Annotated in this window: 27 protein-coding genes; 16 read left to right on the top strand and 11 right to left on the bottom strand. The window is 63.8% G+C overall.

Translation table 11 applies throughout. The annotated features are described in order from the left end of the window. Nucleotides 1–35: 35 nt before the first annotated feature. From ABJ363_12625 to ABJ363_12615, 3 genes are all read left to right on the top strand, one after another. Nucleotides 36–1,892, top strand: a complete 1,857-nt coding sequence (locus ABJ363_12625) for a M3 family oligoendopeptidase (protein ID MEP4379839.1) — start codon at nucleotides 36–38, stop codon at nucleotides 1,890–1,892. A 24-nt stretch (nucleotides 1,893–1,916) separates the two neighbouring features. After that, nucleotides 1,917–3,266 carry an AarF/ABC1/UbiB kinase family protein gene (locus ABJ363_12620; GenBank protein ID MEP4379838.1) on the top strand — a complete coding sequence of 450 codons (1,350 nt, stop codon included), beginning with the start codon at nucleotides 1,917–1,919 and terminating at the stop codon, nucleotides 3,264–3,266. A 78-nt stretch (nucleotides 3,267–3,344) separates the two neighbouring features. Next, nucleotides 3,345–3,881, top strand: a complete 537-nt coding sequence (locus tag ABJ363_12615; protein MEP4379837.1) for a TlpA disulfide reductase family protein — start codon at nucleotides 3,345–3,347, stop codon at nucleotides 3,879–3,881. 22 nt (nucleotides 3,882–3,903) lie between these two features. Here ABJ363_12615 and ABJ363_12610 read toward each other — a convergent pair whose 3' ends face one another. From ABJ363_12610 to ABJ363_12590, 5 genes are all read right to left on the bottom strand, one after another. After that, nucleotides 3,904–4,563 (bottom strand): TetR/AcrR family transcriptional regulator, encoded by a 660-nt coding sequence (locus tag ABJ363_12610; GenBank protein ID MEP4379836.1) that lies wholly within the window; start codon nucleotides 4,561–4,563, stop codon nucleotides 3,904–3,906. Between the two features lie 37 nt (nucleotides 4,564–4,600). After that, nucleotides 4,601–5,644, bottom strand: a complete 1,044-nt coding sequence (locus ABJ363_12605) for a 2-oxoglutarate and iron-dependent oxygenase domain-containing protein (GenBank protein MEP4379835.1) — start codon at nucleotides 5,642–5,644, stop codon at nucleotides 4,601–4,603. A 134-nt stretch (nucleotides 5,645–5,778) separates the two neighbouring features. Beyond that, nucleotides 5,779–6,927 carry a multidrug effflux MFS transporter gene (locus ABJ363_12600; GenBank protein MEP4379834.1) on the bottom strand — a complete coding sequence of 383 codons (1,149 nt, stop codon included), beginning with the start codon at nucleotides 6,925–6,927 and terminating at the stop codon, nucleotides 5,779–5,781. Nucleotides 6,928–7,040: 113 nt separating this feature from the next. Beyond that, nucleotides 7,041–7,451, bottom strand: a complete 411-nt coding sequence (locus ABJ363_12595) for a cupin domain-containing protein (GenBank protein ID MEP4379833.1) — start codon at nucleotides 7,449–7,451, stop codon at nucleotides 7,041–7,043. Nucleotides 7,452–7,588: 137 nt separating this feature from the next. Continuing rightward, nucleotides 7,589–7,735, bottom strand: a complete 147-nt coding sequence (locus ABJ363_12590; GenBank protein ID MEP4379832.1) for a hypothetical protein — start codon at nucleotides 7,733–7,735, stop codon at nucleotides 7,589–7,591. Nucleotides 7,736–7,762: 27 nt separating this feature from the next. Between ABJ363_12590 and ABJ363_12585 the strand changes: the two genes are divergently transcribed. The 4 genes from ABJ363_12585 to ABJ363_12570 all read left to right on the top strand — a co-directional run bounded on the left by ABJ363_12585 (nucleotide 7,763) and on the right by ABJ363_12570 (nucleotide 11,203). After that, complete coding sequence (locus tag ABJ363_12585; protein MEP4379831.1) at nucleotides 7,763–7,924, top strand: hypothetical protein; 162 nt, start codon at nucleotides 7,763–7,765, stop codon at nucleotides 7,922–7,924. Nucleotides 7,925–8,125: 201 nt separating this feature from the next. After that, a complete protein-coding gene (locus ABJ363_12580; protein MEP4379830.1) occupies nucleotides 8,126–9,376 on the top strand; it encodes a Re/Si-specific NAD(P)(+) transhydrogenase subunit alpha in 1,251 nt (416 codons plus the stop codon). Between the two features lie 2 nt (nucleotides 9,377–9,378). Continuing rightward, nucleotides 9,379–9,786: an NAD(P) transhydrogenase subunit alpha gene (locus ABJ363_12575; GenBank protein ID MEP4379829.1), complete on the top strand. Its 408-nt coding sequence runs from the start codon at nucleotides 9,379–9,381 to the stop codon at nucleotides 9,784–9,786. Nucleotides 9,787–9,799: 13 nt separating this feature from the next. Then, the gene (locus tag ABJ363_12570; GenBank protein ID MEP4379828.1) at nucleotides 9,800–11,203 is read left to right on the top strand and encodes an NAD(P)(+) transhydrogenase (Re/Si-specific) subunit beta; all 1,404 of its coding nucleotides are present in this window, start codon (nucleotides 9,800–9,802) and stop codon (nucleotides 11,201–11,203) included. A 116-nt stretch (nucleotides 11,204–11,319) separates the two neighbouring features. Here ABJ363_12570 and rpsU read toward each other — a convergent pair whose 3' ends face one another. Next, nucleotides 11,320–11,526 (bottom strand): 30S ribosomal protein S21, encoded by a 207-nt coding sequence (gene rpsU, locus ABJ363_12565; protein ID MEP4379827.1) that lies wholly within the window; start codon nucleotides 11,524–11,526, stop codon nucleotides 11,320–11,322. A 289-nt stretch (nucleotides 11,527–11,815) separates the two neighbouring features. Between rpsU and ABJ363_12560 the strand changes: the two genes are divergently transcribed. Genes ABJ363_12560 through ABJ363_12525 form a run of 8 tightly spaced genes read left to right on the top strand, consistent with a single transcriptional unit; the run spans nucleotide 11,816 to nucleotide 20,373 of the window. Next, a complete protein-coding gene (locus tag ABJ363_12560; GenBank protein MEP4379826.1) occupies nucleotides 11,816–12,571 on the top strand; it encodes a hypothetical protein in 756 nt (251 codons plus the stop codon). A 20-nt stretch (nucleotides 12,572–12,591) separates the two neighbouring features. Next, the gene (locus tag ABJ363_12555; GenBank protein ID MEP4379825.1) at nucleotides 12,592–13,857 is read left to right on the top strand and encodes a hypothetical protein; all 1,266 of its coding nucleotides are present in this window, start codon (nucleotides 12,592–12,594) and stop codon (nucleotides 13,855–13,857) included. A gap of 15 nt (nucleotides 13,858–13,872) precedes the next feature. After that, complete coding sequence (locus tag ABJ363_12550; GenBank protein MEP4379824.1) at nucleotides 13,873–15,357, top strand: hypothetical protein; 1,485 nt, start codon at nucleotides 13,873–13,875, stop codon at nucleotides 15,355–15,357. Then, nucleotides 15,344–17,371, top strand: a complete 2,028-nt coding sequence (locus ABJ363_12545; protein ID MEP4379823.1) for an SUMF1/EgtB/PvdO family nonheme iron enzyme — start codon at nucleotides 15,344–15,346, stop codon at nucleotides 17,369–17,371. Before ABJ363_12550 ends, ABJ363_12545 begins: the two co-directional genes overlap by 14 nt. Then, nucleotides 17,349–17,516, top strand: coding sequence for a hypothetical protein (locus tag ABJ363_12540; GenBank protein MEP4379822.1), 168 nt, complete (start codon nucleotides 17,349–17,351; stop codon nucleotides 17,514–17,516). The genes ABJ363_12545 and ABJ363_12540 overlap by 23 nt, the downstream gene beginning before the upstream one ends. A 34-nt stretch (nucleotides 17,517–17,550) precedes the next feature. Next, nucleotides 17,551–18,357: a MotA/TolQ/ExbB proton channel family protein gene (locus ABJ363_12535; protein ID MEP4379821.1), complete on the top strand. Its 807-nt coding sequence runs from the start codon at nucleotides 17,551–17,553 to the stop codon at nucleotides 18,355–18,357. A gap of 47 nt (nucleotides 18,358–18,404) precedes the next feature. Next, the gene (locus tag ABJ363_12530; protein MEP4379820.1) at nucleotides 18,405–19,409 is read left to right on the top strand and encodes a vWA domain-containing protein; all 1,005 of its coding nucleotides are present in this window, start codon (nucleotides 18,405–18,407) and stop codon (nucleotides 19,407–19,409) included. A gap of 10 nt (nucleotides 19,410–19,419) precedes the next feature. After that, nucleotides 19,420–20,373: a vWA domain-containing protein gene (locus ABJ363_12525; GenBank protein MEP4379819.1), complete on the top strand. Its 954-nt coding sequence runs from the start codon at nucleotides 19,420–19,422 to the stop codon at nucleotides 20,371–20,373. 8 nt (nucleotides 20,374–20,381) lie between these two features. Here ABJ363_12525 and ABJ363_12520 read toward each other — a convergent pair whose 3' ends face one another. Both ABJ363_12520 and ABJ363_12515 read right to left on the bottom strand, forming a co-directional pair. Beyond that, on the bottom strand, nucleotides 20,382–20,720 hold the full coding sequence (locus ABJ363_12520; GenBank protein MEP4379818.1) for a hypothetical protein: 339 nt from the start codon (nucleotides 20,718–20,720) through the stop codon (nucleotides 20,382–20,384). 5 nt (nucleotides 20,721–20,725) lie between these two features. Beyond that, on the bottom strand, nucleotides 20,726–21,250 hold the full coding sequence (locus ABJ363_12515; protein ID MEP4379817.1) for a DUF4142 domain-containing protein: 525 nt from the start codon (nucleotides 21,248–21,250) through the stop codon (nucleotides 20,726–20,728). A gap of 135 nt (nucleotides 21,251–21,385) precedes the next feature. Here ABJ363_12515 and ABJ363_12510 point away from each other — a divergent pair, with 135 nt between their 5' ends. Beyond that, the gene (locus ABJ363_12510; GenBank protein MEP4379816.1) at nucleotides 21,386–22,327 is read left to right on the top strand and encodes an AraC family transcriptional regulator; all 942 of its coding nucleotides are present in this window, start codon (nucleotides 21,386–21,388) and stop codon (nucleotides 22,325–22,327) included. Between the two features lie 6 nt (nucleotides 22,328–22,333). Here ABJ363_12510 and ABJ363_12505 read toward each other — a convergent pair whose 3' ends face one another. The 3 genes from ABJ363_12505 to ABJ363_12495 all read right to left on the bottom strand — a co-directional run bounded on the left by ABJ363_12505 (nucleotide 22,334) and on the right by ABJ363_12495 (nucleotide 26,011). Further along, the gene (locus ABJ363_12505) at nucleotides 22,334–23,248 is read right to left on the bottom strand and encodes an ABC transporter permease (protein MEP4379815.1); all 915 of its coding nucleotides are present in this window, start codon (nucleotides 23,246–23,248) and stop codon (nucleotides 22,334–22,336) included. A gap of 2 nt (nucleotides 23,249–23,250) precedes the next feature. Then, nucleotides 23,251–24,252, bottom strand: coding sequence for an ABC transporter permease (locus ABJ363_12500; protein ID MEP4379814.1), 1,002 nt, complete (start codon nucleotides 24,250–24,252; stop codon nucleotides 23,251–23,253). 76 nt (nucleotides 24,253–24,328) lie between these two features. After that, complete coding sequence (locus tag ABJ363_12495; GenBank protein MEP4379813.1) at nucleotides 24,329–26,011, bottom strand: peptide ABC transporter substrate-binding protein; 1,683 nt, start codon at nucleotides 26,009–26,011, stop codon at nucleotides 24,329–24,331. Nucleotides 26,012–26,017 lie beyond the last annotated feature (6 nt).

Genomic DNA, 26,017 nt, shown 5'->3' with positions numbered 1-26,017 from the left:
CCCTATCTCTTGATGTGATTCAAGGAGCCGTCAAAATGTCCAGAAATGTCCCCGTCCGTTCCCCGCTTCGGACCCCGGTCCGGGCCCCGGAGGGAAGCCCTGCGCGTGCCGGACGCGAGAAACTGCCCGAATGGGATCTGACCGATCTGTATCCATCCCCCGACAGCCCCGAACTGGCCAAGGCGATCAAGACGTCCCGCGCCGATTCGCAGGCGTTCGAGACCCGCTACCAGGGAAAGCTTGCGGATATGGATGGCGGCGCGCTGGCCATGGCCATTTCCGAGTATGAGGCGCTCGACGAGGTGCTGTCGCGGGTCATGAGTTATGCCGGCCTTCTGTATGCCGGCGACATGACAAATCCCGAAAACGGGAAATTCATGCAGTCGATGCAGGAGACGGTGACGGAGATTTCCTCCCACCTCTTGTTCTTCGCACTCGAGATCAACCGGATCGAGGATACGAGGCTCGAAATCCAGCTCGGCGAATCCGAGGCGCTGCGGCGTTACGCGCCCTGGCTACGTGACAGCCGTTCCTACCGGGAATATCAGCTCGACGACCAGCTCGAAAAACTGCTGCTCGAGAAGAGCGTCGCCGGTCGCGCGGCCTGGAACCGACTGTTCGACGAGACGATGGCGGATCTGCGTTTCGACGTCGAACTGCCGACGGGCAACCGCGAGATGACCAGCGCCGAAGTGCTCAACCTGCTGTCCGACGGGGACGGGGCGGTGCGCAAGGCAGCGGCCAAGTCGCTCGGCGCGGAGCTGGGTGCGAATGCACGGATTTTCACCCATATCACCAACACATTGGCGAAGGACAAGGAGATCGAGGACAAGTGGCGCGGGTTCGCCCGCCCGGTCTCGAGCCGCAACCTTGCGAATGTCGTTGAGGACGAAGTCGTCGATGCGCTGGTGGGTGCGGTGCGCGGTGCCTATCCGGATTTGTCGCATCGCTATTATGCGCTGAAGGCAAAATGGTTCGGCGTGGACCAGCTCGACTATTGGGATCGCAACGCGCCGCTGCCCGACGACGATGACACGGCCATCCGCTGGGCGGACGCTGTCACCAAGGTGCTCGATGCCTACGGAAATTTTTCGCCCGAGTTGGCAGGGGTAGCGCAGAATTTCTTCGATAATGACTGGATCGATACTCCGGTCCGGCCGGGCAAGTCACCGGGCGCGTTCGCCCACCCGACGGTGCCCGGTGTCCATCCCTATCTGCTGCTCAACTATCAGGGCAAAACCCGCGACGTGATGACCCTGGCCCACGAACTGGGCCACGGCGTGCATCAGGTGCTGGCGGGCGGGCAGGGGCATCTGATGTCCGACACGCCGCTGACCCTGGCCGAGACGGCGTCGGTGTTCGGCGAGATGCTGACCTTCCGCAAGCTGCTGTCCGAGGCCGACGACCCCCAGCGGCGCAAGACGATGCTCGCCTCGAAGGTCGAGGACATGCTCAACACCGTGGTCCGGCAGATCGCGTTTCACGAATTCGAACGCCGGCTGCATGACAAGCGTCGCGAGGGCGAACTTCTTACCGAGGAGATCTGCGATATCTGGATGGAGATCCAGACCGAGAGTCTCGGCCCGGCGATTCGCTTCGAGGATGAGTACCGGTATTTCTGGACCTACATTCCGCACTTCGTACATTCGCCCTTCTATGTCTACGCCTATGCCTTCGGCGACTGCCTGGTGAACTCGCTCTACGGCGTTTACGAGGGTTCGGCGGACGGCTTCGCCGAGCGCTATCTCGACATGCTGCGGGCAGGCGGCACCCTGCGTCACAAGGAGCTCCTCGCACCCTTCGGGCTGGACGCGTCCGACCCGGCCTTCTGGCAGCGCGGGCTGGACGTCATCTCCGGTCTGATCGACGAACTCGAGGCGCTCGAATCCTGAATGAGGATTGGCGAGCGATGACGCATGGCGGATGATGAGCGGCCGACCGTTCGCGGGCAGGTCGGCCGCTACGGTCGGGTCGGCGCCGCGGTGGGTGGTGCGGCGGTTCGCATGGCCGGGCAGCGCTATCTCGGCCGCCCGGCGGACCCCGAACGCAATGCGGCCGATCTGAAGGCGGCGCTGGGCGGCCTGAAAGGCCCGCTCATGAAGGCCGCGCAGATTCTGGCGACCATCCCCGATGCCCTGCCTGCCGACTATGCGCGCGAGCTTTCCGAACTTCAGGCCAATGCGCCGGCCATGGGCTGGCCGTTCGTGCGCCGGCGTATGGCGGCCGAGCTCGGCGATGACTGGCGCGACAAGTTCGCTGAATTTGACCGCACGGCGTCGCGCGCGGCGTCGCTTGGACAGGTACACAAAGCGGTCAGCCATGACGGCGCCGCACTCGCCTGCAAGCTTCAATATCCCGATATGGCCTCGACCGTCGCGGCGGATCTGAATCAGCTCAAGCTCGTCTTCTCGCTGTACCGCCGCTACGATTCTGCGATCGACCCCAGCCAGATTCACGCCGAACTCGCCGAGCGTCTGACCGAGGAACTCGATTACCGGCGCGAGGCGCGGCACACGAAGCTATACGGCGCGATGCTGGCGGACGAGCCGGGAGTTCATTTGCCGCGGGTCGACGACACGCTTTCCAGCGGCCGCCTGCTCACGACGGGCTGGCTTGAGGGGCAGCCCATGGCGGCTTTTGCCGAAACGGTGGATCCCGAGATACGCGAGGCCGCCGCGCTCAACATGTTCCGCGCCTGGTATGTGCCCTTCTACGGCTATGGCGTGATCCACGGCGATCCCCATCTGGGCAACTACACCGTGAACGATGATGCGACGATCAACCTCTATGATTTCGGCTGCATCCGGGTCTTCCCGCCGGCCTTCGTCCGCGGTGTGATCGAGCTCTATCACGCCCTGCGCGAGGACGACCGGGACCGGGCGGCACATGCCTATGAAAGCTGGGGGTTCGAGAATATTTCCAACGAACTTCTTGACGCGCTCAACATCTGGGCCGGGTTTCTCTACCGCCCGCTGATGGAAGACAAGGTGCAGCGCATCCAGGAATCGGAATCCGGGCTCTACGGCGCCAACATTGCCCATGAGGTTCAGGCGAAATTACGCGAGCTGGGCGGGGTGACGCCGCCGCGCGAGTTCGTCCTGATGGACCGGGCCGCCGTCGGGCTGGGGGCGGTGTTCCTGCGGCTGCGGGCGGAGCTGAACTGGCACCGGGTATTCCATGAGCTGATCGACAGCTTCGACATTGACGGCCTCGCCGACCGCCAGGCCGCGATGCTGACGGCGCACGAACTTGACCCGCCCGAGTAGTGCCGGACTCACGACAATGTTGCTTGTCCGTGTCCCCGGCGATGGTGTCTTACAGATAGGATTATCTGGAGGATCACCATGCTTGATCGACGCGCATTCATCGCCGCCGCCGCCGGGTTACCGGTCGCGCTGCTCGCGGGAACGCCGGCTTACGCCACCACGCTCGACGCCGGGCTGAAGTCCAATCTGAAAAGCCTGCAGGTCATACGCGGCCCGGTCACAGACGGAAATTTCGATGGCCGACCGGTGCTCGTCACCTTCTGGGCGAGCTGGTGCCCGCCCTGTCGTGCGGAGATGGGCGAGCTTGCCAACTATATTTCCGACAATGGCAACAAGGTCAGCATGATCGCGGTGAACTGGATGGAGAATTTTGCCGGGCCGGTCAGCCAGTCGCGCCTGCGCCGTTTCGTGGATGTCATTCATCCGGACATATCGGTCGTCGTCGGCAACCGGGCCCTGAGCGAGGCACTCGGTGGCATCTTCGCCGTCCCCGCCGTGGTCGTGTTCGACGGGCAGGGCCGTGAGGCGTTCAAGCTCGGTGGCGGGCGTGGCGAGATCGGTCGCTTCTTCATCACCGAGCGTCGGCTGATCGGGATCGTGAACGGCATGTCCTAGGGGGCCGCCTGTGACACATCCCTCAGGCGACGGTCTTCCGCGTCACGGCCAGCGCGCCGTCAAGGGTGCGATCGACCGTGTCGGAGATATATGCCGCGAGATCGGACTCGACCGGTGAGCGATAGATGAACTTGCGCACGAAATAGTAGAAAATCGCGGCGTGAATATTCCACGCGGCTTCGATCTCGAGATCGGAGATCGGCACCTCGTCCGGATCCGGCGCGCCTGCCGTCGCGCGGATTTCGGTACAGATCGGAATCAGCAGCCGGCTTTCCAGAAGGTCGATATAGCGCCGGTTGATGTCCTCACCCGCGAGCCCGGCGAACATGTAAATTCGAATCCATTCATAGGTCAGCGCTTCGCTGGCATAGGCGTCGTAGAAATCGATTAATCGTTCGCGCAAGGGCATCGCGCGGTCGTCGATCAGCGCTTCCCAGGAGGTCTTCCAGCGGCCGATGAAGACCTCGTCATAGACCCGCTCAATCAGATCCTGCTTGGTCGGGAAGTACCGGTAGAGCAGGGGCTGGGTGATGCCGAGCCTCTGGGCGAGTTCCCGCGTCTGGCCGGAGAAACCCACTTCGGCGAAGAACTGGATGGCGCCGTCGATGATGAGCTGCTCGCGTTCTGCGGGTGCGAAACGCTGGCGTTTCGGATTGCCGGATGTCTTCGCCGATACGGCCATGCTCGGTCTCTTTTTGTGCGGTCGGGCGTGGAATGGTTCAGGCGGCGTCGGGGTCGATGCCCTCGGCCTTGCCGCCGGCCTTCGACGAATAGTTCCGGTCGATATACCAGCTGACATAGTCGATCTGGCTGATCGGTTCGTATTTCAGTTCCTCGCCCGGTTCGGCGAAATCCGCCGGGTCGGCGATCGTCTCGGGCGCGGCATCGAAGAATGTCGCCATGGAGATGCGATCTTCCGCGGGCGGGATCACCCGATGGGGCGAGGCGATAAAGCGGCCGTTCGACCAGAGGTTCAGGAACTCGCCCGTGTTGATGACGAGCGCGTCTTCGATATAGGCGGCCGGGAGCCAGTTGCCCTGGCGCGTGAGTACCTGCAGGCCGCCGACCTTCGTCAGCGGCAGGATCGTCAGGAACGAGTGGTCGCTGTGGGGCGAGATGCCGAACTGGTTCTCTTCGGGTTCGACGGCCGGATAGTGGGCGTTGCGTGTCCACATGATCGGCTCCTCGAAATACTTGTCGAAGAAGTCGGCGGGCTTGTCGAGCGCGAGCGCATAGAGCGGGACCATCTTGCGACCCAGGTCGGCGCAGGCGTTCTGGTAGCGCACCATCGGCGCCCGGAAGCCATCGATGTCCGGCCATTTATTCGGGCCGGTGAAGCGGACGCCGTCGCGGACATAGGGGTGGTCATCGGGGCGTTCGAGTGCCAGCACGAGGGTCTCGTTCAGATCCTGCTTGGTGTTCTTGTTGATCTTCGAGGTGACATAGACCGTGGATTTCGGCGCGATGTAGCCGACCGAAGTCTCGTCGAACTTGTAAGCGGCCTTTTCTTCCGACGACAACAGGAAGAAGTCCTGCAGCGCGGCATAGGCGTCGTCGACAAGTTTGCTGTCGAGCCCGTGATTGATGACGACGTAGAAGCCGATCGTTTCCTGGATGAACCGGATATTGGCCGCGAGTTCTTCCGCCGCGCCGGGCTCGCCGGCGAGATACGGCCCCATATCGAGGACCGGGATGTCCTCGAACTCGTCGGCTTTGTCTACATCGCGGTAGTCGAAAATCTTCGGTGCGCTCTTTGTGTTCATGGCTGGGTCTCGCGTTTCCGTCGGGCGTTATTATTTATCGTTTGATAAATTAAAACATAGGCGGCGGCGAGTCAATTAATTTATCAAACGATAAATAACGGATTGGAGTTAACATGGCCGCGATGGCGGTTGAACTATTCCGCCGGGCGGCCCCGCCAGCCCACCCACGCGGCGACCATGGCGAGTGACTGGGTGCCGAAGATCACCCAGGCCAACGGCAAATGGGTGGCGCTTGAGAGCGCGCCGACCAGCAATGTGGCGAGCGCGGCGGTTCCGTATTGCACCAGCCCGTTGATCGAGGCGGCCGTGCCCGCATAGTCGGGCCGCACGCTGACAGCCGCCGCCATGACATTGGGGAAGGCGATGGCCAGGCCGATGCCGAACAGAGACATGGGTGCGATTGCGGCCAGCGGCGTGAGCACACCGGCAAGTGGCAACGCCAGATACAGTGTGGCGCCGAGCAAGGCGATGAAGGTGCCCAGCACGATCATCCGATTCACGCCGAGCTTGCCGGTGAGCCAGATGGCGCTGGCATAGCCGAAGAAGGCCCCCAGGGTGCCAGTGAGCATGAGATAGCCGAACCGGTCCGGGGCGACGCCGTAATTGTCGATCAGGACGACAGGGACGCCGGCAAACCAGGCGAACATGCCGCTGGCGAGAAAGCCGATGTTGAGGCTGTAGGCAACGAAAGTCCGCTCGCCGATCAGCACCCGATAACCGCGTGCGAGCGCGCGGATGTTGCCGAGCAGGTCTGCACCCTGGACAACATTGGTTTCCGCCATGCGCAGCGCGCAATAGATGAACAGGGCGGCGCCCATCAGGCCGAGGAAAATGAACGACGCCTGCCAGCCGAACTGGGTGTGCAGATAACCGCCGATGGCCGGTGCGGTCGCGGGCGCGAAGACCATGACCGTCGAGATGATGGCCAGCGCGCGGGCGGATTGTTTGCGGTCGTACAGGTCGCGGACGATCGAACGGACCATCACCATCGATCCGGCGGCCCCGATACCCTGCGCGATGCGCGCGATAATCAGCATCGTCATCGAGGTCGAACTCGCGCAAACGAGGCTGGCGACCGTATAGATGGCGAGACCCCAGAGCAGGGTGGGGCGTCGCCCGAAGCGGTCCGACACGCCGCCGTAGAAGAGTTGCGCGATCGCGTAGGGAACCAGGAACGCGATCAGCGAGCCCTGCACCGTGGTCGAGGGAACATCGAAGGCCCGCCCGATATCGGGGATCGACGGCAGGAAGAGATTATAGGCAATCGCGCTGCTGGAAATCAGGACGGTGAGCAGCGGGATCGTGGGCGATTTACGAGGAATGGCACGCTACCCGTTGGCGATCGGATTCATTTCCGAAGTTGTATCACGGGTTGTCTGGCTGGCTCGCAAGCCCATCAGCGCGCCAGCAAGTCCGCCGCGGACAGATGTTCGACTTCCTTATCGGTTCCGGCAAATGTGCGCGTGACCTTGTTGGAACCGTAAATCCACAGGATCACCATCGGTTCGTCGCCGATATTGCGGAAGCAATGTTCGACCCCTGCATTCACATAGGTCGTGTCATACGCCTTCAGTTCGGTCGTCTCGCCGTCGATTTCGACCTCGGCGCGGCCCGACAGGATCGTGACCTGTTCGTCGCAATTATGTTTGTGGAGTGGTGCGGCCTGGCCGACCGGGAAAGAACTGACGCCGGTGGTAAAGGCCGCATCCGGACGCACAAGCGGGATGACCAGCGGCGTACTGGCGACACCGCCACCGCGTTCAAGGGGCTGGATCTCGTCAAATTTCAGGATGACGTTGTCGGGCATGGCTGTTCCCCTGATCGTGCAGATAGTGACGGCGTCCACGACGGATCGCGACTGCTCCCCACCTTGAGTAGCAGGCCGGTTTACGGATTCACAAGCCCGGCGTGCAACACCGCACAGCCGGAATTCCGGAAACGGCGCTAGGCCGCGACCTGTTCATCCGCGAGATAGTTGAGTTCCACCGTGATCCCGTTCGGGTCTTCGATGAAGATCTGGAACAGGTCGTGGTCGGGAACCGTGCGCTCGCGGAACCGGACGCGTTTCGCCTCAAGCCTGGACATCAGCATTTCGGGGTTCTTCGCCCGGAACGCCACATGATCGAAGGCGCCGGAGCCGCCGGAACCGTCGAGTTTGACGGTCCGGATCGAACAATGGTCCAGCGTGCTGAGGACATTTTCCTTGTCTCCGAGTTCTTGATGGGCGGCTGTGCCGACCCTTGCGCAAACTTTATGGGAACGCCGGCGGTGGCGAATTGACCCAGGTCAGGCGCCGACGCCGCGGGGAACGGGCGGCCGCCGGTGTTCGAGGCCGGTTTTCCCCCGTGGCACAAGACAAGGCAGGGGATGTGGCTTGCCCTGAGTGCTGCAGCGCGGCATATTCTTACCGCACTGTCAGGTGCACGGTGCAGGCGTCGATCGGCCCTGCACATGTTGGTTCGAAACGAGGTTCTTCACACCATGAAGATCGCGATTGCAAAGGAACGCCGCCCGCACGAACGCCGCGTGGCCGCAACCCCAGATACGATCAAACGCTACCTGCAATGGGGATTCGATGTGAGCGTCGAGTCCGGCGCCGGCGAGGCGGCAGCGATTCCCGACGCCGCCTATACCGAGGCCGGCGCGACTGTCGAGTCCACCCGCGCCGAAACGCTGGCGGGCGCCGATATCGTGCTCAAGGTACAGCGCCCGCGCACCCAGGCGGATGGCGGCGAGGACGGTCTCTCTGACATCCCGAACGGGGCGATGCTGATCGCGTTGCACAACCCGTATGGTGACCCGATCGGCGTCGAGGAATATGCGAAGCACAACATCGTGGCGTTTGCCATGGAGATGCTGCCGCGCATCAGCCGCGCCCAGTCGATGGACGTGCTGAGTTCCCAGTCGAACCTGTCAGGCTACAAGGCCGTGATTGACGGCGCGGCGAATTATGGTCGCGGCATGCCGATGCTGATGACGGCCGCGGGTCGAATCAACCCGGCCAAGGTGTTTGTGATGGGTGCCGGCGTGGCCGGCCTCCAGGCCATCGCCACGGCGCGCCGCATGGGCGCCATCGTGTCGGCCACCGACGTGCGCATGGCCGCCAAGGAAGAAGTGGCGAGCCTCGGCGCGTCCTTCGTGATGGTCGAGCCCGACGAGGGCGATACCGGACAGACCACCGGCGGCTACGCCAAGGAAATGTCCGACGATTACAAGCGCCGCCAGGCCGAACTGATCGCCGATCACATCAAGAATCAGGACATCGTCATCACGACGGCGCTGATCCCGGGGCGCAAGGCACCGGTGCTGGTCAATGACGACATGGTCGCCTCGATGAGAGCCGGTTCGGTGATTGTCGATCTCGCGGCGGAACAGGGCGGCAACTGCACCCAGACCAAGCCGGGCGAGAAGCATGTCACCGACAACGGCGTGATCATCCTGGCCGAACTCAACCTGCCGTCGCAGCTCGCGGCAGACACGTCTGCGCTGTATGCACGCAACCTGCAGAACTTTATCGAATTGCTGGTCGACAAGGACGAGAAGAAGATCGCCATCGACTGGGAAGACGAGATCATCGTCGGCACCTGCCTGACGCGCGACGGCAAGATCGTGCACCCGGCCCTGCAGCCGAAAGACGAAACGCCGCCCGCCCCGGAGCCCGCGCCAGCGGACGACACGGACGCGGACGACGCGGCGGATAACGAAGAAACCTCATCCGAGCCGGGAGCCTGACCATGGATCCTTCGACCCTAGCTGAAAACGCCGCCCAACTGGCCAACGACGCGCAGGGCATTGCCGAGCGCGCCGGTGCGCTGGCGCAGGACGCGACGCAACTCGCCCTGTCCCAGACGGCCGCCGGCGGCGATCCGTTCGTGTTCCTGTTTACCGTGTTCGTGCTGGCCTGTTTCGTCGGCTACTACGTGGTGTGGAGCGTCACCCCGGCGCTGCATTCGCCGCTGATGGCCGTCACCAACGCCATCTCGTCGGTGATCATCGTCGGCGCGCTGATCGCGGCCGGGCCGGGTGAGTGGAACATTTCCAAGACTTTCGGGTTCATCGCCGTGATTCTCGCGTCGGTGAACATATTTGGCGGGTTTATCGTGACGCAGCGTATGCTCTCGATGTTCCGCGCGAAAAAGTAGCAGAGCGCAAGACATGCCAGCTTCACTCACAGCATTTGCATATCTGGTCGCCAGCGTCTGTTTCATCATGGCGCTGCGCGGGCTCAGCTCGCCGAAGACCGCCCGGATGGGCAATATCTATGGCGTCACGGGGATGGTCATCGCCATCCTCACCACCCTGACCCTGCCCAGTGTGACCTCCTTCGGGACCATCGCCCTCGGGATCGCGATTGGCGGCGGCCTCGGTGCGATTATCGCGCTGAAGATCGCCATGACGGCGCTGCCGCAGCTTGTCGCCGCATTCCATTCGCTGGTCGGCCTCGCCGCGGTGTTTGTCGCCGGGGCGGCTTTCTTCTCGCCCGAGGCTTACGGGATCGGCACCGTCGGCGATATCCACACGGGAAGCCTGATCGAGATGTCGATCGGCACGGCCATCGGCGCGATCACCTTCACGGGCTCGATTATCGCCTTCGGCAAGCTGCAGGGGATCCTGCCGGGCAAGCCGCTGGTCTTCCCGGGCCAGCACATGCTCAATCTGGGGCTCGGCATCGCGCTGGTGGTCTGCGTGATCTGGTTGACCGTCGCCCAGTCCGACTCGGCCTTCTGGGTCATCGTCGCGATCTCGCTGGTGCTCGGTGTCCTGATCATCGTGCCGATCGGCGGCGCCGACATGCCGGTCGTCGTGTCGATGCTGAACTCCTATTCCGGCTGGGCGGCCGCGGGCATCGGTTTCACCCTGGCCAATCCGGCGCTGATTATCGTCGGCGCGCTGGTGGGTTCCTCCGGCGCGATCCTGAGTTACGTCATGTGCAAGGGCATGAATCGGTCCTTCTTCAACGTGATCCTGGGCGGGTTCGGCGGCGAGACCGCGACGCCGGGCATGGAAGACCTCGGCGACCGCACGGTCCGCCAGGGCGCCGCGGACGATGCGGCCTTCATCATGGAGCAGGCAACGAAGGTCATCATCGTGCCGGGTTACGGCATGGCCGTGGCCCAGGCCCAGCACGCGTTGGCCGAGATGGCGCAGGTCCTCGAGGAAAAGGGCGTGGATGTGCGTTACGCCATTCACCCCGTAGCCGGGCGTATGCCGGGCCACATGAATGTGCTGCTGGCCGAGGCGAGTGTGCCTTATGACGTCGTGTTCGAACTCGACGAGATCAACTCGGACTTCTCCTCGACCGACGTGGCCTTCGTGATCGGCGCGAACGACATCACCAACCCGGCGGCGAAGACCGACAAGTCCAGCCCGATCTACGGGATGCCGGTCCTCAACGTGGAGGAGGCGGGCACGGTGCTGTTCATCAAGCGCTCGCTGGCCTCGGGTTATGCCGGTGTCGACAATCCGCTCTTCTACGAAGACAACACGATGATGCTGTTCGCCGATGCGAAGAAAATGTGTGAGGACATCGTCAAGGCGCTGAAGGGCGGCGGCCACTAGGCGCCGCCATTCCCGGGCGCGAACCAAACCACGCGCCCATCCAGAAACGCAAAACGCACGACCCGATAAGGTCGTGCGTTTTCTTTTTCCTGAAAACAGGAGGTGTTGTCGCGGGGCTAGAAGCCTTCGCGTTCCTTGCGCTTGCGCGCGAGCTTCCGAGCCCGGCGAACCGCTTCCGCCTTCTCACGAGCACGCTTTTCCGACGGCTTCTCATATGAGCGACGGAGCTTCATCTCGCGAAATACGCCTTCGCGCTGCATCTTCTTCTTCAGCGCTTTCAGCGCCTGGTCGACATTATTGTCTCTAACTACGACCTGGACGATAGGAATCACCCCCTTCCGCACATTCCGACCTGCAACCCGCATAAATACGCGGTTTTCAGTGCCGTCCCCAACGGGGAGGCGCCTTCTAACACGGGATTGGCGGAAAAGCCAAGTTTGCGTGGGGTGTATTCGCCGGAAAATCGCCTTATTTCGGCGTTTCCATGATATCCGGCAGCCCGCGTTGGGCATGTCGACGCGATGGCGGTACCATCGCAACGTGCGCATTCGGACGCGCGCATCTGGATGGGAGCATGTTGTGGCAATCGGGCCGAGAACGGGAAATCTGGTGATGCTGACGGCGTTTGCGGGTCTGGTTGCACTGCTTGCAGCCCCAGCCTGGGCCCAATCGGGCACACCGACCAACGGGCCATCAAACGGACAGGGCACGCGCGACGCGGGCACACTTTCGCATGATTGCACCGAGGTGACCGTCGACTATGCCGACGAGCCCGGCCTGACCCGCGAGGAACGGATCGCGCGCATGGACCGGGCCTTTCAGCGTTCGCTGGCCCGTTTCGAGGAATGCCAAAGCCAACGCGCCGGGACGGGCGGCGGCGGTGGCGCTGGCGGCGCGAGTGCCAACGGGTCGACGGGGTCCGGGGCGGCCGGTTCCGAATCGGATGGCAGCGAGATGTCCACGGCGGCGAGCGATATCTCCGGCCCGGATGCGCAGGAGGCGGCGCCATCCGCGCCGGGCGCTTCGACGGCCGCTAGTGATGTGGCCGGTGATGAACCGACCGTGACCGCGTCCACGTCGACGTCTTCGGGGACGACGCGGTCGAACCCGGATGGCAAATGGACCCGGCCCGACGATGTCGAGGGCGCGCAACCGCCCGAAGACAGCCCGCCGGGTGATGAGCCGGTGCTCGAGGCCGCGCGGACACCGGGCAGCGGTAAGGTTCCCGAGGACATCCCGCCGGCGGATAATGACAGCGCCCTGGAGGCGCAGATACGCCAGGCGGCGATCGAAGAAACCGATCCGCAGCTGAAAAAGCGGCTGTGGGACGAGTATCGCAGGTATAAGGGCCTGCCCGTGCAGGACTAGGCGGGCAGACGGAGAGCGACATGCAGAAACTTTTCCGCAAGACGGGTGTCTACGCCCTTTGCGCGTGCTTCATTCTCACGGGCTGCGTGACCAACGGAAATGTCGGCTCTGGCGGCGGCGCGAGTGGTGCCAGCGGCCCGAATGTGGGGCCGCAATTGTCGTCGCTGTTCGACCCCAAGGGGCCGGCGGAGGTCGACCCCGCGAAGCCGCGCCTGGATGTGGTCGTGCCCGTGTTCGATCCGGGCCTTTCCGATGCCGCACGCAACTATGAGGAAGAGGGCGTTTGGCCGGAACTGCGCCGGGCCGAGGCGAACCGCTTTGCATTGAAACTGAAAGAGGCGCTCGAGGCGACGGGTGCGTTCGGCGCGGTCCGCGTGACGCCGGACAGCAGCGCGACAGGCGATCTGTATGTGCTGGGAACGATCATCGAATCCACCGGCGAGGATGTCGAAATCCAGGTCGAGGTTGTGGATGTGTCGGGCAAGTCGTGGTTCGTTCGGTCCTTTGACCATGAGGTTTCTCCGGGTTTCCACAAGAACGCGCGCAATGACGGGCTCGACCCCTATGACCCGGTGTTTGCGGAAGCCGCCAACCGGGTTGCTCTTGAACTCGACGATTACTCGATCGCGGAGCTGGACAATCTGGGCCGGCTGACCGAGTTGCGCTTCGGTTCCAATTTCGCCGAGGCGGCGTTTGCCGAGCATCTGGAAACCAAACGAAACACTGTTGCCTTGCGCAGTTTCCCAAGCGATGCGGACCCGATGCTGGAACGTACCCGGGCCGTGCGGGTGCGCGATCAACTGTTCGTCGACGGTTTGCAGGACCATTACCGCGCCTTCAGCGCCGAGATGCAGGACAGCTACCTGATCTGGCAGGAGCAGAGCCTGCTGGAAATCCAGGCCCGGCGTGATGCCAACGAGGAGGCGATCGGCGAGGCCGCACTGGGTGTGTTGGCGATCGGACTGGGCGTGCTGGCGGTGATCGCCGGGGCAAATTCGGACTCGACGGCGGGCCAGACGGCAGGTGTCACTGGCGGTGTCGTCGCCGGAACGGTGGGCGCGACCTTGCTGTCGAGCAGTTTCCAGACCAGCAAGGAAGCAAAGGTGCATCGTGAAGCGCTGGCCGAGCTGGGCGAATCCATCGATATCGATCTCGGCCCGCGGGTTGTGGCGTTCAACGAGAAGACTGTGGAGTTGACGGGTACGGCGAAGGAACAATTCGCTCAGTGGCGGGCCTTTCTGCAGAAGGTCTTCGAGGAAGAGCGAACCCCGAACGTCCAGCTCTAGGCGACACGGGCGCCCATGCTCCAGGAGAAACTCGAACAGGAAAGCCGGGCGGCTCAGCGCCGCCGGATGCAGCTGGTGGTCGGCATCGCTGCGGGCATCGCGGTGATCGGTCTCGTCTATGGCGGAATCGTCCTGCTGCGGCCCTCGGACGTATCACCTGTGTCGCGCGCGGCGGAACCAAACGCCGAAACGGTCGCGAAGGCACCCCGGAATGAACCGGCGGCACCGGAAGTTGTAACACCGGAAATCGCCCCGGACGAAGCGGCGAACGAGGCCGCCCGCACCCAATTCACGGCCAATCTGGCCGCATTCCAGGCCGAACTGGAGCCGGCGGTGATTCACGAGGATTTCGCCCGCTGGGATGCCGGCGCACAGCGCCGGATACTGGACGGCAAGGCGAAGGCCATCGCCTTGTTCGGCGAGGGCAGCTATGCCGGGGGCGTCGCCGAACTCGCGGCGGCGCGCAAGATCGCCGAGGCGGCATTGGCGGCGCGTGAGACGGCGTTCAATGATGCGTTTGGCACCGCCGAGACCGCATTTGGGGACGATAGCTACGACGCGGCCGCCCTGGCGATCGGCCGGGCGCTGGATATCCGACCGGGCGCGGCGCCCGCTCTGGCTCTGAAGGAACGGATCGACGCGCTGCCGTCGCTGCTTGCAAAGATCGAGGCCGCAGCGGTCGCGCGGGTCGAGAATAATCTGGATGCCGAGCGTGAGCATCTCGACGCTGCGCTGACGATCGATCCGGCGCGCGGTGCACTGGCTTCGAGGCTGACCGAAATTCGCCGTCTGCAGCGCGAAGCGCGGTTCGCCGGACATATCGTGAGGGGTCTCAACGATGTGGCCGCCCGCAAACTCACATCGGCGCAAGGCAACCTGGATGCCGCACGCGCGATCTATCCCGATCGTGCCGAGGTCGATGTGCTGGACGAGAAGATCGCCGGCCTGGAGCTGGAACTTCTGATAGCGCGCCTGACCGCGACAGCGCAGGCGGCCGCGCAGGCCGACGACTGGACCAAGGCGGAGCAGACCTATATCCAGCTTCGCCGGCTCGCACCGGCCGACCGCGACATCGGCGACGGGCTGGCGCTTGCGCAGACAATCACCGGTCTGCACGCGCGTGCGGCACGGCACTTGGCGGCACCCGAACGGTTGGCCTCGGAGGCGGTGGCTGCCGACGCCGGATCGATCGTCGACGCCGTGGCGCCGTTGCGCAATGACAGCCCCCGGCTTGCCGCGCAGGCCGACTCGCTCGCCGGGGTGGTCGCGGCATATGCCGTAAAGATGCCGGTACGGATCGTGTCGGACGGGAAGACCAACATCACCGTGCGCGGGGTCGGAATCGTGGGAAAGATCACCGAGCGGACCATCGAGCTGCGGCCTGGGCGCTATACGTTTGAGGGAGTCCGCGAGGGGTTTCAGGCCGTGTTGGTGCGAGTCGATATTGCGCCGGGACAGGCCGACCTGGTCCTGGAGATCGTGCCCGATGAACGAATCTGAGCACACGTTCGAACGGGGACTGCGCAAGGCGCGCGCACGGCAGGCCCGGCTTTATCTGTTCGGACTGGTGGCGCTGGTCCTGGTGGTTGTCGCGGTTGCAGGGGTTTTGATTTCCACCAACGCGACACGGGTGACGATCCTGCCCGCCGAGGCCGAACCGGCCGGGACCATCGATCTGGCCGAGGGGTTCGGGCTGACGGTGGGGGATGCGGTCTACACGGTATCGCGCGCACCGGTATTGCTGGTGCGGTCGCCGGGGTTCCGGGAGTCTGTGCGGGAAATTCAGTCGGGTGAGAAAGGCCGCCGGATCACGGTGACCCTGGTGCCGTTACCCGGCCGGGTCGTGGCGACGACATCGCTCGCGCGCAACGAGAGCCGCTGGTCGTTCGACGGGCGGCCGGTGACCGTTGGGCCCGTGCTCGATATCGAGGGCGAAGCGGGCCCCCATGTGCTGGCGGTGGATCACCCGTATTTCGCGAAGGCGACGCGGGACATCGAACTGGTGCGGGGCGAGATCACCGAGATTGAGATAGCGTTGGAACCAGTCTCGGGGCGGTTAACCATTCGCTCGGATCCTGCCGGCGCGACAGTGACGATTGATGGTGCCGGGGCGGGCGCGGCGCCGATCGACCGTTCGCTGACGGGCGGAGAGTACCGGGTCACGGTCACGGCACCGAACCGGCAACCGGTCGAGGACGTGATTCGAATCACCAACACCCGGCCGCAAGTGATTCGGAATTATCGGCTGCCGCCCCTTGCGGCGACGCTCCGGTTTGGCGTGACGCCCGCCGGAGGCGAGCTTCTGGTCGATGGCCGACGGGTCAATCCTTCGGAGAGTATCGATGTCAGCGCTGGGGAGGACCACACCGTCGTCTATATTCTTGACGGTTACAGCGGCGTGACCCGGACGGTGCGGCTCAAACCCCGCGAGACGCGGACCCTCGAGATTGCACTCAAACCCGAGTTGGGACTGGTGGAGATCGAGACCAAGCCGCCGGCGCAGATACTGGTGAACGGAAAGGCGCGCGGTGCGGGCCGTATGTCCCTGCGCCTGCCGGCGGTGCCGACGACCATCGAACTGCGTCGGCCGGGTTACCGTGGGATCACCCGCACCGTGCTGCCATCGGCGGCACGCCCGCTTGCGATCCGCGAGACGCTGATCCCCGAGGCAACGGCGAAACTGGCCGAGGCACCGCGCGTCTACACCAACAGCGCGGGGATCGAACTCGTGCTGTTCGAGCCCAAAGATGAATTCACGATGGGCGCGCCGCGCCACGAGGTCGGCCAGCGGGCCAACGAATTCGAGCGGAAAGTACGCCTGACCCGGCCGTTCTATGCGGCCAGGCATGAGACAACCAATGGCCAGATGGCGATGTTCAGGGGCAGCCAGGGACTGGCGCCGAACGAACCCGTGAGCGACGTGCGCTGGCAGGACGCGGCGGCCTTCGCCAACTGGCTGAGCGCAAAGGAGGGGTTCAAGCCGTTCTATGACATGTCCGGGGGGCGGTTGCGCGGGATCGATCCGAAGGCAGACGGATACCGGCTATTGAGCGAGGCGGAATGGGAATGGCTCGCGCGTAAGGCCGGTCGGCCGGCCCGGAGCATATTCACCTGGGGCGATGCGGCGACCATCCCGCGGGGCGCGGGTAACATTGCTGACGAATCCGCCAATGGTGTGGCCCGGAATTTCGTTCCCAATTACAATGACGGACATGCGCGGATCGCGCCCGTGGCAAGCTTCGCGGCCGAGAAATCCGGGCTTTTCGACCTGACGGGGAATGTCAGCGAATGGGTCCATGACTGGTACTCGCTGGAGCCGCCCGTGAAAGGCTCCATCGCGACCGATCCGCTCGGGCCATCCTTCGGCGACTCCCATGTGGTCAAGGGATCGAGTTGGCGATCGGGTACGCGCACTACCTTACGCGCGGCCTACCGGGACGGCCTGTCCACCGGGCGGGACGACGTCGGATTCAGAATAGGGAGATACCTCCATGGTGAAACAGCGCCACAGTAATACATCTGCAGGCAACGCCCGCCGCCGCCTCACGGTTGTGGCGATCGCCGTCGCGGCCGGGATCGGGCTGTTCGGCTTTGCCTACGCCCAGTCATCCACGTCATTGAGCCTGAATTCGCCGGTGTCATTTCCGGTCGACATCTAGAAGTACACGTCAGACGCAAGCAGGGACGCAAAGCATGCCCGAAGTCGCCAAGAATATCCTCGCGCTGGTCGTCTCGATCATCGTCGTCCATCTGTTCTACGCTGGGTATGTCTGGCCGGAATCGACCGCGCTGATCGAGGCGTCGCGCGCGGCCGGCCAGAGCGCCCCGCGCAACATCGTGGTGATCCTCAAGGACTGGGAACAGGAGATCGCGATTATCCTGATGTTCTGGGGTCTCTACCTGATCTTCGAGAAATCCATTGCGATCCTGCGCGAGCGCTACCTGTTCAATGTGGATTTGCTTGAAGGCAGCGAGGACGCCGACATGGCCGCGACCCTCAAGACACTTGAAGACCTGCCGGAGAAGATTCGCCGCGCGCCGCTCGTGCGCACGCTGATGGCGAGCCTGCGTCGGTTCCTGATCACGCGAGACGTACACAATACGTCGGAGACCATAGAGGCGAGCGTCGATGCCATGGCGCAGAAACAGGAGGCCGAGAACTCCCTGATCCGTTATCTGATCTGGGCCATCCCGGCGATCGGGTTCATCGGTACCGTGCGCGGGATCGGTGAGGCGCTGTCCCAGGCCGACCAGGCGCTGGCGGGTGATATCGCCGGGATGACCGAGAGCCTCGGCGTGGCGTTCAACTCCACCTTCGTGGCGCTGCTGATCAGTATCGTCCTGATGTTCCTGCTGCACCAGCTCCAGCGGCTGCAGGACGGGATGCTCGTGGACACCCAGGAATATTGCGAATCCTTCCTGCTCAACCGGATCAGCGCGGCGGGCCTGAGCCAAGCCGACCTGAACATGTCGGTTCAAGATACGGGTGGCCCGAGCTGAGACGGCGCCGTTCACCCCCGGGGTTCAACCTCGCCTTCCTGGACATCATGTCCTGCGGGCTGGGGGCGATCATCCTTGTTCTGATGCTGGTGAAACTCGACACCGACAAAGTGTCGGCCGAGAGCGACCGGTTGCGCGAGGATCTGGCGCGCCTTGAGGCGACGGAGACCGACCTGGCCGCGCGGATCACGGCACTTCTGCGCGACAAGGCGGTCGGCGCCGAAGCAGTTGCCGCACGGGCCGCGGAACTCGCCCGGCTGCAGGCGGAACTGGCGCGCGAACAGGACCGGATCGCGGCCAGCCAGAGTGCTGCGCGGGCGCTCGAAGAGACGATCACTGCCATCGAAATCCCGGAGAAACCGGATGTGATCGAGACCCGGCCGACCGGCAGCGAAAACTACATCGTAGGACTGCGGGTCGAGGGTGCGCGGATCGGCGTGTTGGTGGATGCCAGCGCCTCGATGACCGACGAGGTGCTGATTGACGTGATCCGCCGCAAGAACATGGCCGATGCCGCCAAGCAGGCCGGGCCGAAATGGCAGCGTACACGCCGCGTGGTGAACTGGTTCCTAGCCCGGGTCCCGGAACGCTCGGACGTGCAGGTAATTGCCTTCAACGACCAGGCGCGGCCGCTCGGGGCCGTGGTCAATGGCGGCGATGCCGCCGGTCTGGGCCGGGTGCTCCGCGATCTCGATGCTGTCGTGCCGGCCGGGCCGACCAACCTGGCGGCGGGGCTGACGTCACTGGCGGCATTCCGGCCGACCGATGTCTACCTGATTACCGACGGCCTGCCGACGGCCGGCACGGGCGGGTATCGCAGCCTCAACCCTTTCTCGAACTGCTCCGCGCTTTGGGGTGGCGCTACGTCGATCTCGGGGGCCTGCCGGGTCCGGCTGGTGCGCCACACGATCAGCAATGCGGGCCTCGGCAACGCGCGGGTCAATGTCGTGCTGCTGCCGATCGAGGGCGACCCCCAGGCGTCCCACGAATTCTGGAACTGGACGGCGGCGACGGACGGTATCCTGATCAGCCCCGCCACGAGTTGGCCGTGAGGAATTGGCCATGAGAAAAAAGCGCGCGGAATTCGAAATCTTCAGCCTGTCGTTTCTCGATGTGATCTCGTGCGGCTTCGGCGCGGTGGTGCTGCTGGTGCTGATTTCGCCGTTTGGCGTCTCGGACGAGGTCGGCGGCACGGACGAGACGAGCACGCTTTTGCAACGCCTGATCAGTACCGAGTCACGCATTGAGCAGCTTCAGGTGGCATTGGGACGTGAAAGCGAGACCCTGGCCGAGACCCGCGCGCGGCTGGAGTCCGAGGGCGCGGCGGTCAGCACGGCCGAACGCGACCTGCAAAGCGCAAATGCGGCGGCGGCGGAAGCGGCGCGCAACGTGGAAGGGCTCAAGACGGTCGAGAGCGCGTTGCGCAACCAGGCCCGCGCCGGGGTTTCGGCCCCCGAGAGCGCACCGCGCGATGCCGAGGTCGGCGGGATTCCCGTGGACAGCGAGTTCGTAGTCTTCGTCGTCGATACCTCGGGGAGCATGCAGTCGATCTGGGAACGGGTGACGCGCGAGGTCGAGAACATCATCAACATCCACCCGCAAATCAAGGGCTTCCAGGTCCTGAACGACAACGGCACCCATCTGATTGGCGGCTATAGCGGGCGCTGGATTCCCGACACAAAGGGCGCGCGGGACCGGGCGATCCGCCTGTTCCGCAGCTGGAAGAGCGCGTCGAATTCGAGCCCGGTCGAGGGGCTGGAGGTGGCGCTCAAACGGTACGTCAAACCCAACGAGAAGGTCTCGATCTACATCTTCGGGGATGATTACACCGGTTCATCCTATGATCCGGTGATCGCCACCCTGTCGCGGCTCAACACCAACCGGATCAACGGCGAGCCCAAGGCGCGGGTGCACGCCATCGGCTTCATCTCGCTGCAGACCGAAGGCCGGTTCGAGACCCTGATGCGCGAAGTCACGCGCCAGAACAACGGGACGTTCATCGCCCTGCCGCGGTGACGGATACGCTAGCTGAGATCGATGCGCGCCTTCATGTGTGGATGAAACGCGCAATGATAGGAGAGCGAGAGGTTCTCGATGACCATGAGGCTCTGGCTTTCGCCTTTTTTTAGTGGCCCGGTGTCGAACTCGCCATCGTCTGCGGTGGCGGTATGCGGCGCGAGGTCAAAGTTGGTCCATCGGATGATGTCACCTGGCCGCACTTCGAGGCTGGCGGGAACGAACTTGAAGCGGCGTATTGCGATATCATGTGTGACGCCTTTGTCCGTGCGCGCCGCCACCGGTCGGATGACCGCTGCGACGGCGCTTGCCATCGCAGCGGTGACGAATTTTCGTCGGTTCAGCATCGGCTCTACTTGAGCGCCTGGACCATGTGAGCGGCATGGCCTTCATGCACCCTGAAAATTTCCAGCCCCTGTTCGAAGAGCGCCTTCACTTCCGCGTTTTCGATGTTCGGGATGAAGGTGTTCTCGACCAGTTCGTTAACGGCCTTGTGGTAGGCCAGCTCATTGGCTGCGTAGGCGCGATCGAACGCGATGCCGCGAAGACCGGAGAGATCGTCGATGATCTTCTCGGCGTTGGCGTTGAGCGTCTGGCTCAGGAAATTGTCCTGGGCCTGGGCGTCCAGTTTCGCCAGCAAAGCCAACGCTTCATTGTTTACCGCCGTGTGGTCTCGGATCATGGTTTCGGCGAAGTTCCGGACGTCGGGTGAGTTTGTGAGCGCGAGTGCGAGATGGGCGTAGCGGATATCGATATTGTCTGCCGTGTAGGCGACATGAGCGATCTGAAGATCATTCAATTCGGCGGCATCCTGAGCCACGGCCTGTGTGCCGGTCAGCATGGATAGTGCGAGGATCGCGGCGGCAAAATGTTTCATTTCGGTTCTCCTGGTTTGAATGGAAACCGCAATATGGTTGCCGAACGAAGAACAATGAATATCAGATAGTTCGTAAAATATGATCAATCGTTCAGAATACTGGACGTATGCGTGTATCTTTTGGATAATGCGCGGATGCTCGATGTTCTCAGTGATGTGCTCTCGCGCCTCGCGATCAAGGGCACACTGTATTTCCGCACCTCTTTCACCTCGCCCTGGGGCGTGGAGGTGCCCCCGTTCGAGAATGTTGCCCGGTTCCACTATGCGGCCCGCGGTGAATGTCTCGTGCGGGTTGCCGGTGCACCTGACATCGTGTCGCTGGCGCAGGGGGACCTCGTGATCATTCCCCATGGGGCGGGTCATAGTCTGTTCTGCGCCGCGACCGAGGAAGACGCGATCCTCGATCTCGATCGCGTCATTGAAGAGTCCGGCTACGATGGTGACGGCGTTCTCGTTTATGGCGGCGATTCGTCCGATGATCGACCGACCCAGCTCATCTGCGGTCATATTTCTTTCGCATCCGATGCCCGACACGCGATCTTTGAGCGGCTTCCGCCCTTTATCCACATTCGAAACTATGGCGCATCCTCGGCGTCGTGGATGGAGGCGACGCTGCGGGCCATTGGCGAAGAGGCAGGGCAGGACCGGATGGGTGCCGATCTGATCGCGCTGAAGATGTCGGAAGTGATTTTTGCGCAGGCGCTCCGGACGTTCATCGAAAGCGAGGCGGCGGTGTCTGCCGGTCTGTCGGGTTTCGCTGATCCGCATATCGCCCGCGCGTTGACCGCGTTCCACAAAAAGCCGGCTGCGTCCTGGACTGTCGAAAGTTTGGCGCGGGAGGCGGGTTTGTCCCGCACCGGGTTCGCGCAGCGATTTGCGCAGAAGATGGGAATCACGCCGCTGCAATATCTGACGCGATGGCGGGTGCAGCTCGCGCAGGAGGCATTGACCGATGGCGGTGTCAGCACGCTCGAGGCCGCCGAGCTCGTGGGTTATGGCTCCGAGGCCGCATTCGCGCGGGTTTTCAAGAAAGATGTGGGAATGACACCGGCGGCATACCGCAGCTCGCGGACCTGACGATGCCTACCGCCGCGTCGCACGGGGATCGAGCGCGTCCTGCAACCCGTCGCCGAGGAAGTTGAACGCCATCACCGTCACGAAGATGACCGCGCCCGGCCAGACGGCGAGCGCGGGCGCGCGGGTCGCCAGCTCCTGGGCGTTGGTCAGCATATTTCCCCAGCTGGGGATTGGCGGCTGGATGCCCAAACCGAGGAAGCTCAGCACCGATTCCAGCAGAATCACGGTGCCGATGGACAGAGTGGTCGCGACGATGATGGGCGACACTATGTTTGGCAGGATGTGGCGCAGCATGATCACGGAGGGCTGCGCGCCCGTGGCCTCGGCGGCGCGCACGAACTCGCGGGTTCGTACGGACAAAGTCCCTGCGCGGACCAACCTTGCGACCGTCGTCCAGCCGACAACTGCGATGATGAATATAATCCTGTAGAGGCTCGCCATCTCGGAATTGGCGATGTCGGCGGGCACACCCACCTTGCCCAGATCCACCGCCGCCAGGATGATCAGCAGCGGCAAGAGCGGCAGGGCAATCACCCCGTCGGTGGTGCGCATCAGCAGCGTGTCGAGTCGTCCGCCGTAGTAGCCGGCGAGCAGCCCGACGAAGGTGCCGATGGTCGCCGCACCCAACGCGGCGACCAGACCCACCAGCAGGGAGATGCGCCCGCCATACAGCAGGCGTACGAGCACGTCGCGCCCGGCCTCGTCGGTCCCGAGCCAGTGGGTCGCGTCGGGCTGCGCGTACTGGTTGAACAGATCGACCCGGGTGGCATCGACCCCGAGAATGGCCTCGAACGCGGGCGCCAGGAGCGACGCCAGTGCGATCACGACGAGTGCGGTGGCGCTGAACATGGCCGGACGGTTGCGCCGGAAGCGCTGCCAGAAGCGCGACGCGTCAGCGCCCGAGGATGTGTCGGCGGCCATATTCACGCCGCCTCCAGTGCCCGGAAGCTGATGCGAGGATCGAGCACGGCGTAGGCAATGTCGGCGAGGAAGTTACCGATCAACACCACGAGGGTCGCCAGCAGCAGGCCGACCAGCGCGAGATTGAAGTCGTTGCCGAGGATGGAATCGTAGATCAGCTTGCCCATGCCCAGATAGCCGAACATGGTTTCGGTTATTAGCGCGCCGGAAAACAGCGTCCCGAAATCCAGCGCAATGATGGTCGTCAGTGGCAGCATGGCGTTGCGCAACCCGTGGCCGAACAGAGTCCGCCGCGGGCCGACGCCCTTGGCCCGCGCGGTGCGGATATAGTCCTGGCGCAGCACCTCGATCATCGCGGCGCGGGCGAACCGCGTGTAGCCGGCGAGGCTGGCGATGGTCAGCGTGGCAACGGGCAGCACGAGAAATTTCAGCCCCGCGAGGAACCCGGCGTCGGCCGCGCCCATGCCGCCCGCCGGGAGCCAGCCAAGCCCGACGGCGAAGACCATGATGAACAGCAGCGCCAGCCAGAAGGGCGGCACCGAGATGCCCGCGAAGCAGAACAGGTTGATCGCCCCGTCGAGCCGGGACTGGGGCCGGGTCGCGGCGATCACGCCAAGGGGAATGGCGACGGCGATGGCGACGAGGGAACTCAGGCCCAGCAGGATCACGGTGTTGCCGAGGCGCGGCAGCAGGATCTCCATGACCGGGCGGTTGTAGGTGCGCGAGAAGCCCAGATCGCCGGTGAACACGCCGCCCAGCCAGTTGGCGTAGCGCTCCCACAGGGGCAGATCGAGCCCGTGCAGGCGCTTGAGCCGTTCGCCGTCGGCGGGGGTGAGGTCCGGGTTCGACGCGATCATGATGTCGATCGGGTCACCGGGCATCAGCCCGATCAGCATGAAGACGATGAACGACATGACCGTCAGCACGACGGCCATGCCGAACAGGCGACGGGTCAGGAAGGCTAACAAAATCCCGTCATGGCCGGACTTGATCCGGCCATCCATGTATCTGGGTCGTGTTCCGCCGTGCCTGAGATGCCCGGATCAAGTCCGGGCATGACGATTCCTGGAAAACAGGTCCTCACTTCGCCTTCCAGTTCTCGATCCACAGGGTGCTGGGATACTGGTGGCCGGTCGGGGTGACGCCGGACAGCCATTGGGGCATGACGAACGCGTTGGCGCGGAAATACAGCGGCAGCACGGGCAGCTGTTCGGCGTAATTCTGCTGGATCGTTGTCCAGTGGCGGGTCTGCGCCTCTGCACCGCACTCGACCTCGACCCGATCGATGGCCTCGTCCATGACCGGGTTGGAATACCCAGTGTAGTTCTGGCCCGACCAGCCGTTTTCGGCGGTGGGGATCATCGAGGAATGCATCGTCGTGCGCGGGATGTTTTCCGGCGTCGAGAACCAGGCGAACATGGCCATACCCGGAAATTCACGCTGGCGGATGGTCTGGCCGAACAGCACCCGGGCGGGCTGGTTGCGGATACGCAGATCGACGCCGACCTCGCGCAGGTTCGACTGGATCACCTGTTCGACCAGCTCGCGGACCCGGTTGCCGGCGGTGGTCATGATCTCCAGGCGGAGCGGCTCGCCGACGGCGTTGTGGCGGATACCCTTGCGGATGTCGGTCCAGCCGGCTTCATCCAGGAGTGTCCGCGCGGTATCGGGATCGAACGGATATTTGCGCACGTTGTCAGTGTGTACGGCGTCCAGCGGGTGCACGAAAGTGTCGGCGACGGGCTGCTTGCCCTCGAACAGGTGCGCGCTGATGGCAGCACGGTTGATGGCGTGGAGCAGCGCCCGGCGGACCCGCAGATTTTCGAGGATCGGGTTGTCGAGACGCAGATCCACATGCTCGTAGAACAGCCCCGGCTTGAAGACCACGTTGAAGCGATCGCCATGGCGCTTTTCGAACGCGAGCGCCTGATCCAGCGAGATGCCGTCCTCGCCGGCGATATAGTCGATCTCGCCCGACAGCAAGTTGGCTTCCAGCGCTGCGGTGTTCTCGATGGTGCGCACGGTGATGCGCTTGAAGGCCGGTTTCTTGCCCCACCAAGTGGGGTTGGGCTCCAGTGTGATCGTGGCGCCGGGCTCGACCCGGGCGATGCGGTAGGGCCCGAAATACAGCCCGGCTCGGGTCGGGTTCGTGTCGTAGGCGTTGCGGGTCCGGTAGGCCGCCGGGTCGGTCGCGGCCTCGGCCTCGAGATGAGCCGGGACGAGCTCGAAATCGTTGATCGCCTCGGCGTTGCAGGTGCGTTTGTTCCAGAAAATGGTGAAGCGTGAATCGTCGTGGGCGACGATCTTCTCCATCCGCCGATAGAGTTCCTGATTGTTGATGCCGGCGGTTTCATCACGCCCGATCGCCCAGGTGAATGCCACGTCTTTCGTCGTCACCGGTACGCCGTCGCCCCAGGTGGCACCCGGGCGGATCACGTAATCGACCTCCAGCCCGTCTTCACCGTCCGGCGTCGTCCAGTCGCGGATGGTGCCGGCCGCGCGTGACGGCAGCGTCTCGCACAGCATGCAGATGAGCTTCCAGTCCGCGTCGTAGACGGTGAAGGGCCGCCGGGTCATGCCGTTGATCAGCGACAGGACCACATGGCTGGCGAGGTTCGGGTGGAAACCCTGGGGGAACTGGCTGACGCCGATGACCAGCTCGTCGCGGGCTTGCTCCTGCGCGAGGGCCGGGGTGGTACCGAGGGCGGTGGCCGTGACGGTTGCAAGTGCGGCGGCGGCGATGACGGTCTTGAGTTTCAACATGGGCCC

This window comes from Alphaproteobacteria bacterium (genome assembly GCA_039980135.1).
Lineage (GTDB): Bacteria > Pseudomonadota > Alphaproteobacteria > UBA6615 > UBA6615 > UBA8079.
This window is presented reverse-complemented; position numbering and strand designations above follow the sequence as displayed.

Bases quoted from the DNA above. Each gene is read 5' to 3' on its own strand.
- ABJ363_12625 (MEP4379839.1), top strand. From the start codon at position 36: ATGTCCAGAAATGTCCCCGTCCGTTCCCCGCTTCGGACCCCGGTCCGG.
- ABJ363_12620 (MEP4379838.1), top strand. From the start codon at position 1,917: ATGGCGGATGATGAGCGGCCGACCGTTCGCGGGCAGGTCGGCCGCTAC.
- ABJ363_12615 (MEP4379837.1), top strand. From the start codon at position 3,345: ATGCTTGATCGACGCGCATTCATCGCCGCCGCCGCCGGGTTACCGGTC.
- ABJ363_12610 (MEP4379836.1), bottom strand. From the start codon at position 4,563: ATGGCCGTATCGGCGAAGACATCCGGCAATCCGAAACGCCAGCGTTTC.
- ABJ363_12605 (MEP4379835.1), bottom strand. From the start codon at position 5,644: ATGAACACAAAGAGCGCACCGAAGATTTTCGACTACCGCGATGTAGAC.
- ABJ363_12595 (MEP4379833.1), bottom strand. From the start codon at position 7,451: ATGCCCGACAACGTCATCCTGAAATTTGACGAGATCCAGCCCCTTGAA.
- ABJ363_12590 (MEP4379832.1), bottom strand. From the start codon at position 7,735: ATGCTGATGTCCAGGCTTGAGGCGAAACGCGTCCGGTTCCGCGAGCGC.
- ABJ363_12585 (MEP4379831.1), top strand. From the start codon at position 7,763: ATGATCGAAGGCGCCGGAGCCGCCGGAACCGTCGAGTTTGACGGTCCG.
- ABJ363_12580 (MEP4379830.1), top strand. From the start codon at position 8,126: ATGAAGATCGCGATTGCAAAGGAACGCCGCCCGCACGAACGCCGCGTG.
- ABJ363_12575 (MEP4379829.1), top strand. From the start codon at position 9,379: ATGGATCCTTCGACCCTAGCTGAAAACGCCGCCCAACTGGCCAACGAC.
- ABJ363_12570 (MEP4379828.1), top strand. From the start codon at position 9,800: ATGCCAGCTTCACTCACAGCATTTGCATATCTGGTCGCCAGCGTCTGT.
- ABJ363_12560 (MEP4379826.1), top strand. From the start codon at position 11,816: ATGCTGACGGCGTTTGCGGGTCTGGTTGCACTGCTTGCAGCCCCAGCC.
- ABJ363_12555 (MEP4379825.1), top strand. From the start codon at position 12,592: ATGCAGAAACTTTTCCGCAAGACGGGTGTCTACGCCCTTTGCGCGTGC.
- ABJ363_12550 (MEP4379824.1), top strand. From the start codon at position 13,873: ATGCTCCAGGAGAAACTCGAACAGGAAAGCCGGGCGGCTCAGCGCCGC.
- ABJ363_12545 (MEP4379823.1), top strand. From the start codon at position 15,344: ATGAACGAATCTGAGCACACGTTCGAACGGGGACTGCGCAAGGCGCGC.
- ABJ363_12540 (MEP4379822.1), top strand. From the start codon at position 17,349: ATGGTGAAACAGCGCCACAGTAATACATCTGCAGGCAACGCCCGCCGC.
- ABJ363_12535 (MEP4379821.1), top strand. From the start codon at position 17,551: ATGCCCGAAGTCGCCAAGAATATCCTCGCGCTGGTCGTCTCGATCATC.
- ABJ363_12530 (MEP4379820.1), top strand. From the start codon at position 18,405: ATGTCCTGCGGGCTGGGGGCGATCATCCTTGTTCTGATGCTGGTGAAA.
- ABJ363_12525 (MEP4379819.1), top strand. From the start codon at position 19,420: ATGAGAAAAAAGCGCGCGGAATTCGAAATCTTCAGCCTGTCGTTTCTC.
- ABJ363_12520 (MEP4379818.1), bottom strand. From the start codon at position 20,720: ATGCTGAACCGACGAAAATTCGTCACCGCTGCGATGGCAAGCGCCGTC.
- ABJ363_12515 (MEP4379817.1), bottom strand. From the start codon at position 21,250: ATGAAACATTTTGCCGCCGCGATCCTCGCACTATCCATGCTGACCGGC.
- ABJ363_12510 (MEP4379816.1), top strand. From the start codon at position 21,386: ATGCTCGATGTTCTCAGTGATGTGCTCTCGCGCCTCGCGATCAAGGGC.
- ABJ363_12505 (MEP4379815.1), bottom strand. From the start codon at position 23,248: ATGGCCGCCGACACATCCTCGGGCGCTGACGCGTCGCGCTTCTGGCAG.
- ABJ363_12500 (MEP4379814.1), bottom strand. From the start codon at position 24,252: ATGGATGGCCGGATCAAGTCCGGCCATGACGGGATTTTGTTAGCCTTC.
- ABJ363_12495 (MEP4379813.1), bottom strand. From the start codon at position 26,011: ATGTTGAAACTCAAGACCGTCATCGCCGCCGCCGCACTTGCAACCGTC.